General features: G+C 69.2%; 12 protein-coding genes and 3 rRNA genes. 10 read left to right on the top strand and 5 right to left on the bottom strand.

The window, feature by feature from the left end:
- Positions 1-103: 103 nt before the first annotated feature.
- The 3 genes from ACYP53_RS12850 (at position 104) to ahcY (ending at position 4,211) form a co-directional block, all read left to right on the top strand.
- Entirely contained in the window at positions 104-1,348 is a 1,245-nt protein-coding gene (locus ACYP53_RS12850; protein ID WP_459647440.1) for an SIS domain-containing protein, read from the top strand.
- An 80-nt stretch (positions 1,349-1,428) separates the two neighbouring features.
- Positions 1,429-2,406, top strand: coding sequence for a cation diffusion facilitator family transporter (locus ACYP53_RS12855; RefSeq protein ID WP_189926212.1), 978 nt, complete (start codon positions 1,429-1,431; stop codon positions 2,404-2,406).
- A gap of 356 nt (positions 2,407-2,762) precedes the next feature.
- Positions 2,763-4,211, top strand: a complete 1,449-nt coding sequence (gene ahcY / locus ACYP53_RS12860) for an adenosylhomocysteinase (RefSeq protein ID WP_189926214.1) — start codon at positions 2,763-2,765, stop codon at positions 4,209-4,211.
- Positions 4,212-4,292: 81 nt separating this feature from the next.
- Here the strand turns inward: ahcY and ACYP53_RS12865 are convergent, their stop codons facing one another.
- Together ACYP53_RS12865 and ACYP53_RS12870 are read right to left on the bottom strand one after the other, a co-directional pair.
- Positions 4,293-5,339 (bottom strand): hypothetical protein, encoded by a 1,047-nt coding sequence (locus tag ACYP53_RS12865; RefSeq protein ID WP_459647441.1) that lies wholly within the window; start codon positions 5,337-5,339, stop codon positions 4,293-4,295.
- Positions 5,336-5,848 carry a SigE family RNA polymerase sigma factor gene (locus tag ACYP53_RS12870; RefSeq protein WP_459647442.1) on the bottom strand — a complete coding sequence of 171 codons (513 nt, stop codon included), beginning with the start codon at positions 5,846-5,848 and terminating at the stop codon, positions 5,336-5,338. The genes ACYP53_RS12865 and ACYP53_RS12870 overlap by 4 nt, the downstream gene beginning before the upstream one ends.
- A gap of 109 nt (positions 5,849-5,957) precedes the next feature.
- On the opposite strand from ACYP53_RS12870, the gene ACYP53_RS12875 reads away from it, so the two are divergent.
- Positions 5,958-6,593 carry a hypothetical protein gene (locus ACYP53_RS12875; protein ID WP_189926220.1) on the top strand — a complete coding sequence of 212 codons (636 nt, stop codon included), beginning with the start codon at positions 5,958-5,960 and terminating at the stop codon, positions 6,591-6,593.
- 23 nt (positions 6,594-6,616) lie between these two features.
- On the opposite strand, the gene ACYP53_RS12880 is transcribed toward ACYP53_RS12875, so the two are convergent.
- Positions 6,617-7,672 (bottom strand): RDD family protein, encoded by a 1,056-nt coding sequence (locus ACYP53_RS12880; RefSeq protein WP_459647443.1) that lies wholly within the window; start codon positions 7,670-7,672, stop codon positions 6,617-6,619.
- Between the two features lie 292 nt (positions 7,673-7,964).
- Here ACYP53_RS12880 and ACYP53_RS12885 point away from each other — a divergent pair, with 292 nt between their 5' ends.
- The 6 genes from ACYP53_RS12885 to ACYP53_RS12910 all read left to right on the top strand — a co-directional run bounded on the left by ACYP53_RS12885 (position 7,965) and on the right by ACYP53_RS12910 (position 16,405).
- On the top strand, positions 7,965-8,969 hold the full coding sequence (locus ACYP53_RS12885) for a stage II sporulation protein M (RefSeq protein WP_189926224.1): 1,005 nt from the start codon (positions 7,965-7,967) through the stop codon (positions 8,967-8,969).
- 574 nt (positions 8,970-9,543) lie between these two features.
- Positions 9,544-11,067, top strand: a 16S ribosomal RNA gene (locus tag ACYP53_RS12890).
- Between the two features lie 270 nt (positions 11,068-11,337).
- Positions 11,338-14,452: ribosomal RNA gene (locus ACYP53_RS12895) — 23S ribosomal RNA — on the top strand.
- 82 nt (positions 14,453-14,534) lie between these two features.
- A 5S ribosomal RNA gene (gene rrf, locus ACYP53_RS12900) occupies positions 14,535-14,651 on the top strand.
- Together the 16S, 23S and 5S rRNA genes form the textbook arrangement of a ribosomal RNA operon.
- Before the next feature lie 180 nt (positions 14,652-14,831).
- The gene (locus ACYP53_RS12905; RefSeq protein WP_189926406.1) at positions 14,832-15,239 is read left to right on the top strand and encodes a YciI family protein; all 408 of its coding nucleotides are present in this window, start codon (positions 14,832-14,834) and stop codon (positions 15,237-15,239) included.
- Positions 15,240-15,247: 8 nt separating this feature from the next.
- Complete coding sequence (locus ACYP53_RS12910; RefSeq protein WP_459647975.1) at positions 15,248-16,405, top strand: RNA polymerase sigma factor; 1,158 nt, start codon at positions 15,248-15,250, stop codon at positions 16,403-16,405.
- A gap of 15 nt (positions 16,406-16,420) precedes the next feature.
- On the opposite strand, the gene ACYP53_RS12915 is transcribed toward ACYP53_RS12910, so the two are convergent.
- Both ACYP53_RS12915 and ACYP53_RS12920 read right to left on the bottom strand, forming a co-directional pair.
- Positions 16,421-17,731 carry a DUF58 domain-containing protein gene (locus tag ACYP53_RS12915; protein ID WP_189926408.1) on the bottom strand — a complete coding sequence of 437 codons (1,311 nt, stop codon included), beginning with the start codon at positions 17,729-17,731 and terminating at the stop codon, positions 16,421-16,423.
- A gap of 103 nt (positions 17,732-17,834) precedes the next feature.
- The gene (locus ACYP53_RS12920; protein ID WP_229929289.1) at positions 17,835-18,764 is read right to left on the bottom strand and encodes an AAA family ATPase; all 930 of its coding nucleotides are present in this window, start codon (positions 18,762-18,764) and stop codon (positions 17,835-17,837) included.
- Positions 18,765-18,823 lie beyond the last annotated feature (59 nt).

Raw genomic sequence — 18,823 nt, forward strand, 5'->3', positions numbered from 1 at the left:
GCGAAGCCCGCACCGCCGAGCCCCACCCCGCTGAGTCCCGTCCCGCGAAGCCCCACCCCGCCAGCCCGCCAGCCGTCCAGGAGCGCAGCCGGAGGCCCGCCGCATGCTCGACGACACCCTGCTCGACGATCCGGCCGCCCTCCAGCGCGCCGACCAGGACCGCGCCCTGCTGGCGCTGGCCGGCGCCGGCGCCCGGGTCCGCACCGCGCTGCGGCAGGCCGACGCGGCCGGCCTCGAACGGCTGCGCCCCGACGGCCGCCCGCGCGCCGTCCTGGTCGCCGGGCACGGCAGCGCGCTGACCGCGGCCGAGATGCTGGCCGCGCTGGCCGGCACCGCCAGCCTGGTCGTCCCGCTGCCGCCGACCGAGGCGGCCGCCCCGCGCGCCGACCGGGCGGGTGCCCCGCCCGCGTTCACCGCCGGGCTCGGCTGGCAGCTGCCCGGCTGGGCCGGACCGCTCGACCTGCTGGCGATCAGCTCCGCCGACGGCGGCGAGCAGGGCCTGGTCGCGCTCGCCGAGCAGGCCTACGCGCGCGGCTGCGCCATCGTCGTCACCGCCCCCGAGGGCAGCCCGCTGGCAGCGGCGGCCCTGCAGGTGCGCGCGCTGCCGCTGCCGTACGTGACCTCGGTGCTGCCCGAGGACGGCCCGCCCGCCGCGGCCGCCGAGCCGGACCTGCCGGCCGAGGACCCGGCCGCGCTCTGGTCCCACCTCACCCCGCTGCTGGCGCTCGCCCAGAAGATCGGCCTGACCCAGCTGCCGTACGACGCGCTGCCCGGTGTCGCCGACCTGCTGGACGCCACCGCCGTGCGCTGCCGCCCCGACGCCGCCGCGTACACCAACCCGGCGAAGAGCCTGGCCGCCCGGCTGGCCGGGACGGTCCCGCTGCTGTGGGCCGAGGGCCCGGTCGCCGGGGCCGCCGCCGCCCGCTTCGCCGCCCAGCTGGCCGACCGGGCCGGACGGCCCGCGCTGGCCGGCGCGCTGCCGCAGGTGCTCACCGCCCACCGCGGCATGTTCACCGGGCAGTTGGGCGCGGGCGCGGACCCGGACGACTTCTTCCGCGACCGGGTCGAGGAGCCCGACCCGCTGCACCTGCAGGTCCTGCTGCTGCGGCAGGCCCCCGGCCCGGCCGGAGCGACGGAGGAGCAGGACGGCCCGGCCGAGGTGCCGGAGGAGGACGCCGGCCCGCGCAGCTTCGGCGTCGCCCGGGCGCACCGGCTGGCCGCCGCGCACGACGTCCGGCTCACCGAGTACGCGAGCACCCGGCCGGAGGCGCTGCACGCGCTGGCCGACCTGGTCGCGCTGACCGACTTCGCCGCCGTCTACCTGGGCCTCGCCGCCGCGCAGTCCTGAGACCTTCGGACGGACCCGGCCGCCCGGCCGGTACGGTAGGCGCTCGACGACGCTGACCCGACCCGTGAGGACTTGTAGGCATGAGCACCGAAGGCGGCACCAAGGCACTGGTGGCGGCGCTGTCCGCGAATCTGGCGATCGCGGCGGCCAAGTTCACCGCCTTCGGCTTCACCGGCTCCTCCTCGATGCTGGCCGAGGGCGTGCACTCGGTGGCCGACTCCGGCAACCAGGTGCTGCTGCTGGTCGGCGGCAAGCGGGCCCGCCGGGCGGCGGACGAGGAGCACCCGTTCGGGTACGGCCGCGAGCGCTACGTGTACGGCTTCCTGGTGGCCATCGTGCTGTTCAGCGTCGGCGGCCTGTTCGCGATCTACGAGGGCTGGCACAAGGTCAACCACCCGGAGGCGCTGGACTCCTGGGGCTGGGCGGTCGGCGTGCTGGTCTTCGCGATCGCGATGGAGGGCTGGTCCTTCCTCACGGCGGTGCGCGAGTCGGCGAAGGTCAAGGGCGGCCAGAGCTGGACGCAGTTCATCCGTACCGCCAAGGCCCCGGAGCTGCCGGTCGTCCTGCTGGAGGACACCGGCGCGCTGGTCGGCCTGGTGCTCGCGCTGTTCGGCGTCGGGCTCACCGTGATCACCGGTGACGGCGTGTGGGACGGCATCGGCACCCTGAGCATCGGCGTCCTGCTGGTGGTGATCGCCGTGGTGCTCGCCCTGGAGACCAAGTCGCTGCTGCTCGGCGAGTCCGCAAACAAGGAGTCGGTGCGGCGGATCCGCGAGGCGCTGGTCGACGGCCGGTCCGTCACCGGGGTGATCCACATGCGGACCATGCACCTCGGCCCCGAGGAGCTGCTGGTGGCCGCCAAGATCGCCGTCAACGCGGAGGACAGCGCCGCCCGGGTGGCGGAGGCCATCGACGCCGCCGAGGAGCGGGTCCGGGCCGTGGTCCCGATCGCCCGGTCGATCTACCTGGAGCCCGACGTCTACAGCGCCGAGAAGGCCGCGGCGGGCGAGGACCCGGCCGCCACGCCCGGCGGCCCGGGCCCCGACGCCGCGCACTGACGGTCCGGGCGCCGGGTCGGAGCGCCCCGGAGGCGAGCGGGCGAGTGACACCGCTTGAGGACCGGTCGGGCCGGGGACCGAAATCGGTCATCGCCGGACGGCCGGCGGGGCCATCGGTGTAGATTCGTCACCAGAGCCAGAACGTCGCTGCTGATGGCGGTCGATCGGCGGTCCGCACCCGTAGGGTGTGCGCCGGTCGAGGGAGAGAGGTCCTCCGACGGTTTGTGCTGCGCAAGGGAGCCGGTCCGCCACCGCGGGGATCCGGTGGCCCCGGTGCGGCCGTGCACCCGTACGGCCGGCCGCGCGCGACACACGACCGGACCTTTGGCCCCACCCCATCAGCGAGGAGCAGACGCATGTCGACCGACATCACCGGTGACTTCAAGGTCGCCGACCTTTCCCTGGCGCCGTTCGGCCGCAAGGAGATCCAGCTGGCCGAGCACGAGATGCCCGGCCTGATGGCCATCCGCGCCGAGTACGCCGAGTCGAAGCCGCTGGCCGGCGCCCGCATCACCGGCTCGCTGCACATGACGATCCAGACCGCCGTGCTGATCGAGACCCTGACGGCGCTCGGTGCCGAGGTCCGCTGGTGCTCCTGCAACATCTTCTCGACCCAGGACCACGCGGCCGCCGCCATCGCGGTCGGTCCGGAGGGCACCCCGGAGAACCCGCAGGGCGTGCCGGTCTTCGCCTGGAAGGGCGAGACCCTGGACGAGTACTGGTGGTGCACCGAGCAGGCCCTGACCTGGCCCGAGGGCAAGACCCCGAACATGATCCTCGACGACGGCGGCGACGCCACCCTGCTGATCCACAAGGGCGTCGAGTTCGAGAAGGCCGGTGCCGCGCCGGACCCGTCCACCGCGGACAACGACGAGTTCCGGATCATCCTGGAGCTGCTCAACCGCACCCTCAAGGACACCCCGAACAAGTGGACCGAGGTCGCCGCCACCATCAAGGGCGTGACCGAGGAGACCACCACCGGTGTCCACCGCCTGTACGAGATGCACCGTGACGGCCAGCTGCTGTTCCCGGCCATCAACGTCAACGACGCCGTCACCAAGTCGAAGTTCGACAACAAGTACGGCTGCCGCCACTCGCTGATCGACGGCATCAACCGCGCCACCGACGTGCTGATCGGCGGCAAGGTCGCCGTCGTCGCCGGCTACGGCGACGTGGGCAAGGGCTGCGCCGAGTCGCTGCGCGGCCAGGGCGCCCGCGTGATCATCACCGAGATCGACCCGATCTGCGCGCTGCAGGCGGCGATGGACGGCTACCAGGTCACCACCCTGGAGGACGTCGTCTCGATCGCGGACATCTTCATCACCACCACGGGCAACAAGGACATCATCCTTGCCTCGCACATGGAGAAGATGAAGCACCAGGCGATCGTCGGCAACATCGGCCACTTCGACAACGAGATCGACATCGCGGGCCTGGCGAAGCTGCCGGGCATCGTGAAGACCGAGGTCAAGCCGCAGGTCCACGAGTGGCGCTTCGCCGACGGCCACACCATCATCATGCTGTCCGAGGGCCGCCTGCTGAACCTGGGCAACGCGACCGGCCACCCGTCCTTCGTGATGTCCAACTCCTTCGCCAACCAGACGATCGCCCAGATCGAGCTGTTCACGAAGACCGAGGAGTACCCGATCGGCGTCTACGTGCTGCCGAAGCACCTGGACGAGAAGGTCGCCCGCCTGCACCTCGACGCGCTGGGCGTGAAGCTGACCACCCTGAGCCAGGAGCAGGCCGACTACATCGGCGTCCCGGTCGAGGGCCCGTACAAGCCGGAGCAGTACCGCTACTGATGCGGCGCCGCTGAGGTACGAACGCCGGTGGCCGGCACCCCCGCACGGGGTGCCGGCCACCGGCATGTCCGGGCCGTCGGGTCAGCGCAGGACGTTCGTGGTCCAGGCGCGCTCGTCCGCGCCGACCGGACGCACCAGGGCGGTCACGGCCGCCAGGCCCCCGAACCGCTCGACCAGCGCCAGGCTGTCGGACTCGGCGGTCGCACAGATCTGCAGGTCCTGCTCCGTCCGGCAGCTGGTCAGGCTCTTCCCGAGAGCGGGGCCGCCCGCCGGGGCCACGATGATCCCGACGCCCATCTCGTCGACCGAGAAGCCGAGGGTGACGGACCAGGGCTGCCCGTTGTCGGCCCGGCGCAGTTCGGCAAAGGTCGGCCGGAGACCGTCCGGCAGTCCGGACAGCCGGAACGGCAGGGGGACGGGCGTCGCGCCGACCTTGACGTCGGCCGCGACCCGGAGCAGCACATCGTCGGGGACTTCGGCGCCCTGCGGGCGGTTCGACACCAGTTGCGCCCACTGGCCCGAAGGGGTCTGCCAGCGCAGGGTGCGCCGCCCGCTGTCGAACGTCGGCTGCGCGGGGCTGGTCACCCAGTACGCCGTCCGGCCGTTGACCGCCGGGGCCGGGACCTTCTCCTCCTGCTGCTGTGACGTCCGGACCAGCGGGGGCTCGGCGCCGTCCGGATGGACGATGAGTTCGAGCTGCCGCCCGGACGGGCCGGCCTGGCCCGCCCGGGTGATCACGAGGCCCCCGCCGGCCTGGTAGCCGATGGCGTGCTGACGGTCCAGCCAGTCCGGGAGCCAGCCGAAGGTGCCACCGCTGACCAGCGGGTCGGTGTCGTCGCCGACCGGCGTCGCGGGCGGGGCGGAGGGGGCCGGCATGCCCGCCTCGCCCTGGCCCGCCGGCACGAGCCGGGTGGTGCCCGGTGCGTTGCCGCCGGAGGGCAGCAGCAGGGTGGTGGTGACCACGGCGGCCGTGACCGCGGCCACCGTGCCGAACACGGCCGCACGGCGCCGGCGCAGCCGGGACCGCCCGCGGACGATGGACGCGGTCGGGTCGAAGGTGGGCGGCGGGGCCGGTTCCTCGGCCAGGGCCGTCAGGCGGTCGGTCAGCTCGTCCGGTCCGATGGTCATGACGTCCTCTCTGCGACGGAGGGGTGGGGAACGACGGTCCTGCGCAGGGCTTCGAGCGCGCGGGAGCTCTGGCTCTTCACGTTGCCCGGCGAACAGTCCATGGCCTCGGCGGCCTGATCGATCGAGAGATCGCAGTAGTACCGCAGGACGACCGTGGCCCGCTGGCGCGGCGGCAGGGCGGCCAGGGCCCGGCGCAGGTCGAGGGCGGCGTCCAGGTCGACCCCCACGGCGGCGGTGTCCGGGTCGCTGTCGGTCCGCACGGTGCGGCGCCACCACGCGGTGCGCTGCTCGCCCAGGAAGGTGTTCACCAGCACCCGGCGGGCGTAGCCGTCCCGGTTCTCCAGCCGTGCGGCTCTCGCCCAGTTCACGTACAGCTTGGTGATCGTCTCCTGGACCAGGTCGTCGGCCCGGTGCCAGTCCCCGCACAGCAGATAGGCGACCTTCCGCAGCCAGCCGCTCCGGGAGGCCACGTACTCCGTGAACTCCTCGTCGCGCGTCTGCTTCGCCATCCGCACCCCCTCTCGTCGTGGCGGCGGCACCCGTCCGGTGCCGTCCACCCCCCTAATGCGCGCACCACCGGCGAATGTTGCATGCGAGTGCGCACGTAGGCTTTCGGGCATGCCCAATGGCCGGTACTCGCTCCACGACACGCACGACCACGTCCTGCTCGGCGAGGAGCGCTTCAGCTGCGCCCCCGGGGCGGCCGGCTGGCGGTACGTCTCCAAGACCTACGCGCCGGACGGCCGGGTGATCGGCGGTGTCGACCTCACGCTGGACTCGCGGGCCCGGCCGCTGCGGATGGAACTGCGGGCCGGGGGCTGGCAGGTGCGCGGCGGGGCGGTGGACGGGGTCGCCTGGGTCCGGACCGCCGCGGCGGACCCGGGCGGCGAGCACACGGTGGAGGGGCACGACCGGGCGCACGCCTTCACCGGCCGCTCGCCGGGCTTCCTGGTCGCCACCGCCCGGCTGCTGCGCCTGCGGGAGGGGGCGAGCGCGCGGGTGCGGCTGGTGGCGTTCACCGAGCCGGTCCTGGCGCCGCGCACCCTCGACCAGGGGTGGCTGCTGGAGGGCGTCGACACCCACGCGACGGACTCGGGGCCGCTGCTGGTCGAGCGTTACCAGGTCGCGGACCTGGAGACGGGGGAGCAGCAGGTCGTGCACCTGGCCGGGGACGTGGTGCTGTCGGCGGACGGGGTCGAGCTGGAGGAGCTGGAGTCGGCGCCGAACGCCTGGCGGGTGGGGAGCGAGGAGTAGCCGGCCGCCCGGGCCCCGGGCCGTCAGGAGGGCGGGGCGAAGCCGGTGCCGGCGGCGTGCTTCTCGAAGGACGGGGCCGGCGGTGCGGCCGGAGCTGCCGGTGCTGCCGGGGCCGCTGATGCGACGGGCGCCGGTGCGACCGGGGCGGGTGCCGCCGGGGTGACGGGGGCGGCCTGGGGGAAGGGCGTGGTCGGTGCGGGCGCGGCCGGGACGCCGAGCACCCGCAGAGGCCGTCCGTCGGCCGGGGTGGGCGCCGGGCCGGCGGCCGGTCCGGGAGCGGACATCTGCGCGGGCATCCGCCCGGCCGCCCACAGCTGCTCCTGGACGCGCGTCCACTCCCGGCGCTGGCGCTCGGTGAGCACCGCACCCAGGTACGCCGCCGGGTGCAGCCCCGCGGGTATCGGCCGGCCGATCCGGGCCGACAGGTCCTCGGCCAGCCCGGCCGTCATCCGGTGCATCACCGCCGGGTCCAACTGGCCGATCCGGCCCAGCAGCTGGCGGACGGCGAGCCAGAGCGGCTCCGGAACGGCGGAGAAGTCCATCGCGACCAGGTCATGGCCCATCGTCTGCAGCAGGTGCGGGTGCACCGGCGGCAGCGGGGTGCCGGAGCCGCCCGCACCCGGGGTGCGCTCGCGGACGACCACCGTCCCGGCGAAGATGTCGCCGAGCCGCTTGCCCTCCACGCTCACCGCCGACGTGATCAAGGCCGGGGAGCCGGACAGCGCGATCAGTTCGAAGAAGCCGACCAGCCCGCGCACCAGGGAGTGCCGGAACCGCACCGGTCCGCCGTCGGTGCGCACCACCCGCAGGCCGAGCGCGGCCTTGCCGAGCGAGCGGCCGTGGGTGAGGGTCTCGACCATCACCGGAACGGCGACCAGGAAGAACACCGTCAGGCCGATCATCGTGGCCGCCAGCGCCGCGCCGTCGAGGCCGACCAGGGCGACGCTCAACAGCAGGGTGACCACCAACAGGGCGGCGAACTCCACGAGCAGATCGAGCACGATCGCCAGTGCCCGGCTCGGAAGCTTCGCCGTCTGCAGGCCGAGGACGACCGCCTCACCCGTCACCAGGTCGCTCAAGACACCTGTCCGTTCACGCTCTTGGAGCCCGTACGGCTCGTCCATGGAGATCCGGGACCGCCGGGAAGCGGCAGCGCCGGGGAGGGGATCGTCCCGGATCGGCCCCCCACGACCCGCTCTCCGCAGTCTGATCCGCAGCCGCAAACATACGGGGCCCGGTGGGCGCACGGGAAGTGAGATCCCGAGGGCCGTCCCCGGGCCCGCTGCTGGCATGCTGGGCCGCGGTTGTCCGCACCTGCCCGCCCGCCCGCGCACGCGCGTCCGCGCCCACCGCCGATCATGGAGCCGCCGAATGGACCTGGACGTCTTCGTCGCCACCCACCAGGGGGAGTGGGCCCGGCTGGACGCCCTCGCCCGCAGGCGCCGACTCAGCGGCGAGGAGGCCGACGAACTGGTCACCCTCTACCAGCGCACCACCGGCCACCTCGCCAAGGTCCAGGCCGCAGCCCCGGACCCGGCGCTGCTCAGCCGGCTCACCAGCCTGGTCTCGCGCTCCCGCAGCGCCGTCACCGGCGCCCGCACCAACGGCTGGCAGGACGTCGCCCGCTACTACACGGTCAGCTTCCCGGCCGCGCTCTACCGCGCGCGCCGCTGGTGGGGGCCGGTCGCGGTCGTCTCGCTGATCGGCACCGCCCTGATCGCGTGGTGGATGGCTACCCACCCGGAGGTCCGCAACGGCCTCCTCACCCCCGAACACCTCCAGGAGCTGACCCGCCCCGGCGGACAGTACGAGGCGTACTACTCGGACCGGCCGGCCAGCTCCTTCGCCGCACAGGTCTGGACGAACAACGCCTGGATCGCCGTGCAGTGCCTGCTGTTCGGGATCGCGCTGGGCATCCCGGTGATCTACGTGATGTGGACCAACGTGGTGAACCTCGGCCTCGGCGTCGGGCTGATGGCCTCCGCCGGACGGCTCGACGTCTTCCTCGGCCTGCTCATCCCGCACGGCCTGCTGGAACTGACCGCGGTCTTCGTGGCCGGCGGCCTCGGCCTGCGCCTCGGCTGGACCGTCATCGACCCCGGCCCGCGGACGCGCGGGGTGGCGCTGGCGGAAGAGGGGCGCTCGATCATCGGAATGTCGATGGGGCTCGCGACCGTCCTGGCGGTCTCCGGTGTCCTCGAAGCCTTCGTGACCCCGTCCGGCCTGCCGACCTGGGCCCGGATCGCCATCGGCGTGCTGGCCGAGATCGCGTTCCTGCTCTACGCCCTGGTGCTCGGCCGGAAGGCGGCGGAGGACGGCGAGTCCGGCGACGTCGACGCGGCCGACCGGGCGGACCTGCAGCCCGTCGCGGCCTGAGGCGATGTGATCGACACTCCCTCTGACCTGCTAGTCTTCTTCTCACCCCGGCCGAACCATTGACGTGGTGAGGGTGGGCTAGTAGGTTTGAACGGTTGGGACTGACTGGACAACGGTCGGGCCCGGGCGTTAGTGTCTACGACACCGCCGAAATCGAGGCGAGCGCGTTTCACGAAATGCGCGCCCTCCGACGAAGCAAATCCCGCGAACTGAGCACATCCGAAGCTTTGATAAGCTTCGTAGCGAAGTTTGCAGGAAATCCCCCCAACGGGAATCGGATGAATGAAACTCCGGGTAAACGGAGCGGAAAACATCTGGTAAGCTGGAAACACGAAAGAACGAAGCCCGGAGGGCCTGCTGGAAGGCGGCCTGAAGGAAGCGTCCGTTCCTTGAGAACTCAACAGCGTGCCAAAAGTCAACGCCAGATATGTTGACATCCCCGGCCTCAGATTGCTCTGGGGTTGGAGATTCCTTTTGAAGTAAAACACTAGCGAGGACGCAGTGCGCGGGGCCGCCCTATTCCGGTGGTTGCCGTGCCGCTCAACGCGGGTGTCGACCCGATTACGGGTATACATTCACGGAGAGTTTGATCCTGGCTCAGGACGAACGCTGGCGGCGTGCTTAACACATGCAAGTCGAACGGTGAAGCCCTTCGGGGTGGATCAGTGGCGAACGGGTGAGTAACACGTGGGCAATCTGCCCTGCACTCTGGGACAAGCCCTGGAAACGGGGTCTAATACCGGATATGACCTTCCTCCGCATGGGGGTTGGTGTAAAGCTCCGGCGGTGCAGGATGAGCCCGCGGCCTATCAGCTTGTTGGTGGGGTAATGGCCTACCAAGGCGACGACGGGTAGCCGGCCTGAGAGGGCGACCGGCCACACTGGGACTGAGACACGGCCCAGACTCCTACGGGAGGCAGCAGTGGGGAATATTGCACAATGGGCGAAAGCCTGATGCAGCGACGCCGCGTGAGGGATGACGGCCTTCGGGTTGTAAACCTCTTTCAGCAGGGAAGAAGCGCAAGTGACGGTACCTGCAGAAGAAGCACCGGCTAACTACGTGCCAGCAGCCGCGGTAATACGTAGGGTGCGAGCGTTGTCCGGAATTATTGGGCGTAAAGAGCTCGTAGGCGGCCTGTCGCGTCGGATGTGAAAGCCCGGGGCTTAACCCCGGGTCTGCATTCGATACGGGCAGGCTAGAGTGTGGTAGGGGAGATCGGAATTCCTGGTGTAGCGGTGAAATGCGCAGATATCAGGAGGAACACCGGTGGCGAAGGCGGATCTCTGGGCCATTACTGACGCTGAGGAGCGAAAGCGTGGGGAGCGAACAGGATTAGATACCCTGGTAGTCCACGCCGTAAACGTTGGGAACTAGGTGTTGGCGACATTCCACGTCGTCGGTGCCGCAGCTAACGCATTAAGTTCCCCGCCTGGGGAGTACGGCCGCAAGGCTAAAACTCAAAGGAATTGACGGGGGCCCGCACAAGCAGCGGAGCATGTGGCTTAATTCGACGCAACGCGAAGAACCTTACCAAGGCTTGACATATGCCGGAAACATCCAGAGATGGGTGCCCCCTTGTGGTCGGTATACAGGTGGTGCATGGTTGTCGTCAGCTCGTGTCGTGAGATGTTGGGTTAAGTCCCGCAACGAGCGCAACCCTTGTTCTGTGTTGCCAGCATGCCTTTCGGGGTGATGGGGACTCACAGGAGACTGCCGGGGTCAACTCGGAGGAAGGTGGGGACGACGTCAAATCATCATGCCCCTTATGTCTTGGGCTGCACACGTGCTACAATGGTCGGTACAAAGGGCTGCGATGCCGCGAGGCGGAGCGAATCCCAAAAAGCCGGCCTCAGTTCGGATTGGGGTCTGCAACTCGACCCCATGAAGTTGGAGTTGCTAGTAATCGCAGATCAGCATGCTGCGGTGAATACGTTCCCGGGCCTTGTACACACCGCCCGTCACGTCACGAAAGTCGGTAACACCCGAAGCCGGTGGCCTAACCCGTAAGGGGAGGAGCCGTCGAAGGTGGGACCAGCGATTGGGACGAAGTCGTAACAAGGTAGCCGTACCGGAAGGTGCGGCTGGATCACCTCCTTTCTAAGGAGCACATGGCCGCTTGCAGGCGAATGTTCTGCACGGTCGCTCATGGGTGGAACGTTGACTATTCGGCACAGCTCGTAAGGGCCTGTTAGTACTGCTTCGGCGTGGAAAACAGAGCACTGCGGGGTGTGTCGGGCACGTTGTTGGGTCCTGAGGGAACGGGTAACCGTTGTCTCAGTGCCGGCCTCACTCGAGGCACTCTTCGGAGTGTTGAGGGTGTGTGACTGGTCGTTGTTTGAGAACTGCACAGTGGACGCGAGCATCTGTGGCCAAGTTTTTAAGGGCGCACGGTGGATGCCTTGGCACTAGGAACCGATGAAGGACGTGGGAGGCCGCGATAGGCCCCGGGGAGCTGTCAACCGAGCTTTGATCCGGGGGTGTCCGAATGGGGAAACCCGGCAGTCGTCATGGGCTGTCACCCGCTGCTGAACACATAGGCAGTGTGGAGGGAACGCGGGGAAGTGAAACATCTCAGTACCCGCAGGAAGAGAAAACAACCGTGATTCCGGGAGTAGTGGCGAGCGAAACTGGATGAGGCTAAACCGTATTGGTGTGAGACCCGGCAGGGGTTGCCAATGCGGGGTCGTGGGATTTTTCTTGATCGGTCTGCCGGCCGGTCGGCGAGTCAGAAACCGTATGGGTAGTCGAAGGACATGCGAAAGGTCCGGCGTAGAGGGTAAGACCCCCGTAGACGAAATCTGTACGGCTCGCTTGAAGAACTCCCAAGTAGCACGGGGCCCGAGAAATCCCGTGTGAATCTGGCGGGACCACCCGCTAAGCCTAAATATTCCCTAGTGACCGATAGCGGATAGTACCGTGAGGGAATGGTGAAAAGTACCGCGGGAGCGGAGTGAAATAGTACCTGAAACCGTGTGCCTACAAGCCGTGGGAGCGTCGTTCATCAGCTTGCTGGTGGGCCGTGACTGCGTGCCTTTTGAAGAATGAGCCTGCGAGTTTGCGGTGTGTAGCGAGGTTAACCCGTGTGGGGTAGCCGTAGCGAAAGCGAGTCCGAATAGGGCGACCCAGTTGCATGCCCAAGACCCGAAGCGGAGTGATCTAGCCATGGGCAGGTTGAAGCGCGGGTAAGACCGTGTGGAGGACCGAACCCACCAGGGTTGAAAACCTGGGGGATGACCTGTGGTTAGGGGTGAAAGGCCAATCAAACTCCGTGATAGCTGGTTCTCCCCGAAATGCATTTAGGTGCAGCGTCACGTGTTTCTTGCCGGAGGTAGAGCACTGGATAGGCGATGGGCCTTACCGGGTTACTGACCTTAGCCAAACTCCGAATGCCGGTAAGTGAGAGCGTGGCAGTGAGACTGTGGGGGATAAGCTCCATGGTCGAGAGGGAAACAGCCCAGAACACCGACTAAGGTCCCTAAGCGTGTGCTAAGTGGGAAAGGATGTGGAGTCGCAGAGACAACCAGGAGGTTGGCTTAGAAGCAGCCACCCTTGAAAGAGTGCGTAATAGCTCACTGGTCAAGTGATTCCGCGCCGACAATGTAGCGGGGCTCAAGCACATCACCGAAGTCGTGTCATTGCAGCATATAGGGCCAACGCCTGCTGTGATGGGTAGGGGAGCGTCGTGTGCCGGGTGAAGCGGCGGTGGAAACCAGTCGTGGACGGTATACGAGTGAGAATGCAGGCATGAGTAGCGATACAAGAGTGGGAAACTCTTGCGCCGATTGACCAAGGGTTCCTGGGTCAAGCTGATCTGCCCAGGGTAAGTCGGGACCTAAGGCGAGGCCGACAGGCGTAGTCGATGGACAACGGGTTGATATTCCCGTACCCGCTTTGAAGCGCCAACGTCGAACCTGATGCTAAGCCCGTGAAGCCGTCCCGGAGCCTTCGGGCAAAGGGAAGTGGTGGAGCCGGTCCAAGTCTGTAGTAGGTGAGCGATGGGGTGACGCAGGAAGGTAGTCCAGCCCGGGCGGTGGTAGTCCCGGGGTAAGGGTGTAGGCCGAGTGATAGGCAAATCCGTCACTCATTAAGGCTGAGACCTGATGCCGAGCCGATTGTGGTGAAGTGGATGATCCTATGCTGTCGAGAAAAGCCTCTAGCGAGTTTCATGGCGGCCCGTACCCCAAACCGACTCAGGTGGTCAGGTAGAGAATACCGAGGCGTTCGGGTGAACTATGGTTAAGGAACTCGGCAAAATGCCCCCGTAACTTCGGGAGAAGGGGGGCCATTCCTGGTGATGGGTCTTGCACCTTGAGCTGGGGGTGGCCGCAGAGACCAGCGAGAAGCGACTGTTTACTAAAAACACAGGTCCGTGCGAAGCCGTAAGGCGATGTATACGGACTGACGCCTGCCCGGTGCTGGAACGTTAAGGGGACCGGTTAGCTCCATTTCGGTGGGGCGAAGCTGAGAACTTAAGCGCCAGTAAACGGCGGTGGTAACTATAACCATCCTAAGGTAGCGAAATTCCTTGTCGGGTAAGTTCCGACCTGCACGAATGGCGTAACGACTTCTCGACTGTCTCAACCATAGGCCCGGTGAAATTGCATTACGAGTAAAGATGCTCGTTTCGCGCAGCAGGACGGAAAGACCCCGGGACCTTTACTATAGCTTGATATTGGTGTTCGGTTCGGCTTGTGTAGGATAGGTGGGAGACTTTGAAGCAGCAACGCCAGTTGTTGTGGAGTCGCCGTTGAAATACCACTCTGGTCGTGCTGGATGTCTAACCTGGGTCCGTGATCCGGATCAGGGACAGTGTCTGGTGGGTAGTTTAACTGGGGCGGTTGCCTCCTAAAGGGTAACGGAGGCGCCCAAAGGTTCCCTCAGCCTGGTTGGCAATCAGGTGTTGAGTGTAAGTGCACAAGGGAGCTTGACTGTGAGACTGACGGGTCGAGCAGGTACGAAAGTAGGGACTAGTGATCCGGCGGTGGCTTGTGGAAGCGCCGTCGCTCAACGGATAAAAGGTACCCCGGGGATAACAGGCTGATCTTCCCCAAGAGTCCATATCGACGGGATGGTTTGGCACCTCGATGTCGGCTCGTCGCATCCTGGGGCTGGAGTAGGTCCCAAGGGTTGGGCTGTTCGCCCATTAAAGCGGTACGCGAGCTGGGTTTAGAACGTCGTGAGACAGTTCGGTCCCTATCCGCTGTGCGCGTAGGAGTGTTGAGAAGGGCTGTCCCTAGTACGAGAGGACCGGGACGGACGAACCTCTGGTGTGCCAGTTGTCCTGCCAAGGGCATGGCTGGTTGGCTACGTTCGGGAGGGATAACCGCTGAAAGCATCTAAGCGGGAAGCCTGCTTCGAGATGAGCACTCCCACCTCCTTGAGAGGGTAAGGCTCCCAGTAGACGACTGGGTTGATAGGCCGGATATGGAAGCCCTGTAAGGGGTGGAGTTGACCGGTACTAATAGGCCGAGGGCTTGTCCTCAGTTGCTCGCGTCCACTGTGTTGTTCTGAAACAACGACCCACCCGATTCTTGGTCGGGTGTCGGTTGACAGTTTCATAGTGTTTCGGTGGTCATAGCGTGAGGGAAACGCCCGGTTACATTCCGAACCCGGAAGCTAAGCCTCACAGCGCCGATGGTACTGCAGGGGGGACCCTGTGGGAGAGTAGGACGCCGCCGAACAATCATTCAGAAGAACCCCCATCCGGATCCCGGATGGGGGTTCTTCGCGTTTCCGGGCCGGACGGAGCCGGAAGGTGCTGGAAAAAATCTTGGTCGATGGTGTCGAGAAGCCGTGGCCGGCTTCGTCCCCGGGGTGGACGCGGCCACAATGGGTCGCACCAGCACCGAGGGAGAAGCACGATGGCCAAGTACCTGCTGCTCAAGCACTACCGAGGCGCCCCGGAGGCGGTCAACTGCGTGCCGATGGACCGGTGGACGCCGGAGGAGATCTCCGCGCACATCCGGTACATGCAGGACTTCGCGGCCCGGCTGGAGAAGACCGGCGAGTTCGTCGACGGTCAGGCGCTCGCACCCGAGGGGACGTGGGTGCGCTCCGACGGTGCGGGCCGTCCGCCGGTGACCGACGGGCCGTTCGCGGAGACCAAGGACCTGATCGCCGGCTGGATGGTGATCGACGTCGACAGTTACGAGCGGGCGGTCGAGCTGGCCGGGGAGCTGTCGGCCGCGCCCGGGGCCGGCGGGGAGCCGATCCACGAGTGGCTGGAGCTGCGGCCGTTCCTGGCCGAGCCGCCGACCATCACGGAGTGACCTCTCCGATGAACGAGGCCCTGATCCGGAGCCTCACGCCGAGCGTGCTCGGGATCCTCGTCCGCCGCGGAGCAGACTTCGCGGCGGCCGAGGACGCCGTGCAGGAGGCCCTGGTCGAGGCGGTTCGGCTATGGCCGACCGACCGGCCGCGGGATCCGAAGGGCTGGCTGGTCACGGTGGCCTGGCGCAAGTTCCTCGACGCGGCCCGGTCGGAGACGGCCCGTCGGCGGCGTGAGGAGCTGGTCGACCAGGAGCCGGAGCCGGGTCCTGCGGCGGAGGCGGACGACACGCTCCGGCTCTACTTCCTGTGCGCCCACCCGTCGTTGACGCCGTCTTCGGCGGTCGCGCTCACGCTGCGGGCCGTGGGCGGTCTGACCACCCGGCAGATCGCCCGGGCCTACCTGGTGCCCGAGGCGACCATGGCCCAGCGCATCAGCCGGGCCAAGCGGACCGTCTCGGATGTGCGGTTCGACCGGGCCGGTGACCTGTCCACCGTCCTGCGCGTCCTGTACCTGGTGTTCAACGAGGGCTACTCCGGGGACGTCGACCTCGCCGCCGAGGCCATCCGGCTCACCCGGCAGCTCGCGGCGGCGGTCGACGACCCCGAAGTGGCGGGACTGCTGGCCCTGATGCTGCTGCACCACGCCCGGCGGGCCGGGCGGACGGCGCCGGACGGCAGCCTGGTGCCGCTGGCGGAGCAGGACCGCGGCACCTGGGACACCGGGTTGATCGCCGAGGGGGTGGGGATCCTGCAGGCGGCGCTGGCCCGGGACCGGCTGGGCGAGTTCCAGGCGCAGGCCGCCGTCGCGGCCCTGCACGCCGACGCGCCGACCGCGGCGGAGACCGACTGGGTGCAGATCGTCGAGTGGTACGACGAGTTGGTGCGGCTGACGGACAGTCCGGTGGTCCGGCTCAACCGTGCGGTGGCCGTCGGTGAGGCGGACGGGCCGAGGGCCGGGCTGGCGGCGCTCGCCCAGCTGGACGAATCGCTGCCCAGGTACACAGCGGTGGCAGCGTACCTGCACGAGCGGGACGGGGACCTGGAGAGGGCGGCGCGGTTGTACGTCGAGGCGGCGCACCGGGCGTCCAACCTGGCGGAGCGGGACCACCTGACGCGTCAGGCGGCCCGGATCAACGCGGAGTCGAACGACCGCCGGCCCCGCTGAAGCAGGGCGGGCGGGTCAGAGCCGGCCGGCGGCCTTCAGTGCCAGGTAGGCGTCGGCCAGGACGGGGGCGATCTGGGCCGGCGGGGCGTCGAGGACGGTGACGCCGTGACGGGTGAGCCGGTCGGCGGTGGCGCGGCGGTCGGCGCGGGTTTGCTCGGCGGCGGCCGCGCCGTAGACGGCTTCGACGGTGCCGCGGCCGGCGGCGAGGACGTCCAGCCGGGGGTCGGCGACGGAGGCCAGGACGACCTCGTGGCGCTTGGTGAGCAGCGGCAGCAGGGGGCGCAGGCCGTCCTCGACGGGCGCCGCGTCGAGGCCGGTGAGCAGGACGATCAGCGACCGCTGGGGGGCCATCTTGAGGGCCGTGGAGACCAGTGCGCGCAGGTCCGTCTCGTGCAGCGCGGGCTCCAGGCCGGCCATCGCGTTGGTGAAGGCGGGCAGGACCTCGTGGGCGGAGCAGCCGGCCACGGCGGCGCGCTTGTGGAGGTCGTGGGCGAGCAGGTCGACGCGGTCGCCGGCGCGGGTGGCGAGGGCGGTCAGCAGCAGGGCGGCGTCGAGGGCGGCGTCCAGTCGGGGGGCGTCGCCGACTCGCCCGGCGGAGGTGCGGCCGGTGTCGAGGACGACGAGGATGTGCCGGTCGCGTTCGGGGCGCCAGGTGCGGACGGCGACGGTGTTGCGGCGGGCGCTGGCGCGCCAGTCGATGGAGCGGACGTCGTCGCCGGGCAGGTACTCGCGCAGGGAGTCGAACTCGGTGCCCTGGCCGCGGGTCAACACCGAGGTGCGGCCGTCGAGTTCGCGCAGCCGGGCGAGCCGGGAGGGCAGGTGCTTGCGGCTGGCGAACGGGGGGAGCGCGCGGACCGTCCAGGGGACGAGGTGCGAGCCCTGGCGGGCGGCCAGGCCGAGCGGGCCGAAGGAGCGGACCGTCACCCGGTGGGCGTGGTGGTCGCCGCGGCGGCTCGGGGTGAGCACGGTGACGGCCCGGCGCCGTTCGCCGCCGGGGACGGTCAGGGCGTGCCGGGAGGCGGTCCCGGCGGTGCCGGGCCGCCAGGCGGACGGTGCCCAGGCGTCGCGCAGCAGGGCCCGGAGCGGGCGCCCGGACGGGTTGGTGACGGTCAGTTCGACCGTGGCGGGCTCGCCGAGCCGGACGGTGGTGGTGCCGCCCCGTCCGAACCGCAGGTCGCGGACGGGGGCGGCGAGCACCAGGTCGACCGCGACGGCGAGCAGGACCGCGCCGGTGACCAGCCAGATCCCGGCGGCCGACGGCAGCAGCAGGCCCACGACGAGCGCGCCGAGTGCGGCGAGCAGGGCGGTTCGCCCGGTGAGGGCCATGCGGTGCGCTCCTTCGGAGACCCGTCGTCCGGGGGCCCGCGACGGTTGCGGGCGACGGCCGACGGGTGGTGGATCAACAGGCGGTGGATCGGCGGGCGGTGGGTCAGCGGGGTGCGGGCGTCTGGGTGAGGACGGCCTGGATGACGGAGTCGGCGGTGACGCCCTCCATCTCGGCCTCGGCGCGCAGCGCGACGCGGTGCCGCAGGGTGGGCAGGGCGAGTGCCTTGACGTCGTCCGGGGTGACGTAGTCGCGGCCGGCCAGCCAGGCCCAGGCGCGCGAGGCGGCGAGCAGGGCGGTGGCGCCGCGCGGGGAGACGCCGATGGACAGCGACGGGGACTGCCGGGTGGCCCGGCAGAGGTCGACGATGTAGGCGAGGACCTCGGGGGCGACGGTCAGCTTGGCGATCTGCTCGCGGGCGGCGGCGACGTGCTCGGGCCCGGCGACCGGGCGGACGCCGGCCGCGGCGAGGTCGCGGGGGTCGAAGCCGGCGGCGTGCCGGGAGAGGACCTGGAACTCCTGGTCGCGGTCGGGCAGCGGCAGGACCAGCTTGAGCAGGAAGCGGTCCAGCTGGGCCTCGGGCAGCGGGTAGGTGCCCTCGTACTCGACCGGATTTTGTGTTGCGGCGACCAGGAACGGGACGGGCAGCGCACGCGGCTCGCCGTCCACGGTGACCTGGTGCTCCTCCATGGCCTCCAGCAGGGCGGCCTGGGTCTTCGGCGGGGTGCGGTTGATCTCGTCGGCGAGCAGCAGGTTGGTGAAGACCGGGCCGGGCTGGAAGGAGAACTCGGCGGTACGGGCGTCGTAGACGAGCGAGCCGGTGACGTCGCCGGGCATCAGGTCGGGGGTGAACTGGATGCGCTTGGTCTCCAGGCTGAGCGCGGTGGAGAGGGTGCGGACCAGCAGGGTCTTGGCGACGCCGGGGACGCCCTCCAGCAGCACGTGGCCGCCGCAGAGGAGCGCGACCACCAGTCCGGTGACGGCGGCGTCCTGGCCGACCACGGCCTTGCCGATCTCGGCGCGCAGGGCGGTCAGCGCCGCCCGCGGGTCGGTGGTGGCGCCCGGGGTCGCGGTCGCCGGGCCGGGGACGGCGC

The organism is Kitasatospora sp. Ki12 (assembly GCF_054601375.1).

Bases quoted from the DNA above. Each gene is read 5' to 3' on its own strand.
- ACYP53_RS12850 (WP_459647440.1), top strand. From the start codon at position 104: ATGCTCGACGACACCCTGCTCGACGATCCGGCCGCCCTCCAGCGCGCC.
- ACYP53_RS12855 (WP_189926212.1), top strand. From the start codon at position 1,429: ATGAGCACCGAAGGCGGCACCAAGGCACTGGTGGCGGCGCTGTCCGCG.
- ahcY (WP_189926214.1), top strand. From the start codon at position 2,763: ATGTCGACCGACATCACCGGTGACTTCAAGGTCGCCGACCTTTCCCTG.
- ACYP53_RS12865 (WP_459647441.1), bottom strand. From the start codon at position 5,339: ATGACCATCGGACCGGACGAGCTGACCGACCGCCTGACGGCCCTGGCC.
- ACYP53_RS12870 (WP_459647442.1), bottom strand. From the start codon at position 5,848: ATGGCGAAGCAGACGCGCGACGAGGAGTTCACGGAGTACGTGGCCTCC.
- ACYP53_RS12875 (WP_189926220.1), top strand. From the start codon at position 5,958: ATGCCCAATGGCCGGTACTCGCTCCACGACACGCACGACCACGTCCTG.
- ACYP53_RS12885 (WP_189926224.1), top strand. From the start codon at position 7,965: ATGGACCTGGACGTCTTCGTCGCCACCCACCAGGGGGAGTGGGCCCGG.
- ACYP53_RS12905 (WP_189926406.1), top strand. From the start codon at position 14,832: ATGGCCAAGTACCTGCTGCTCAAGCACTACCGAGGCGCCCCGGAGGCG.
- ACYP53_RS12910 (WP_459647975.1), top strand. From the start codon at position 15,248: ATGAACGAGGCCCTGATCCGGAGCCTCACGCCGAGCGTGCTCGGGATC.
- ACYP53_RS12915 (WP_189926408.1), bottom strand. From the start codon at position 17,731: ATGGCCCTCACCGGGCGAACCGCCCTGCTCGCCGCACTCGGCGCGCTC.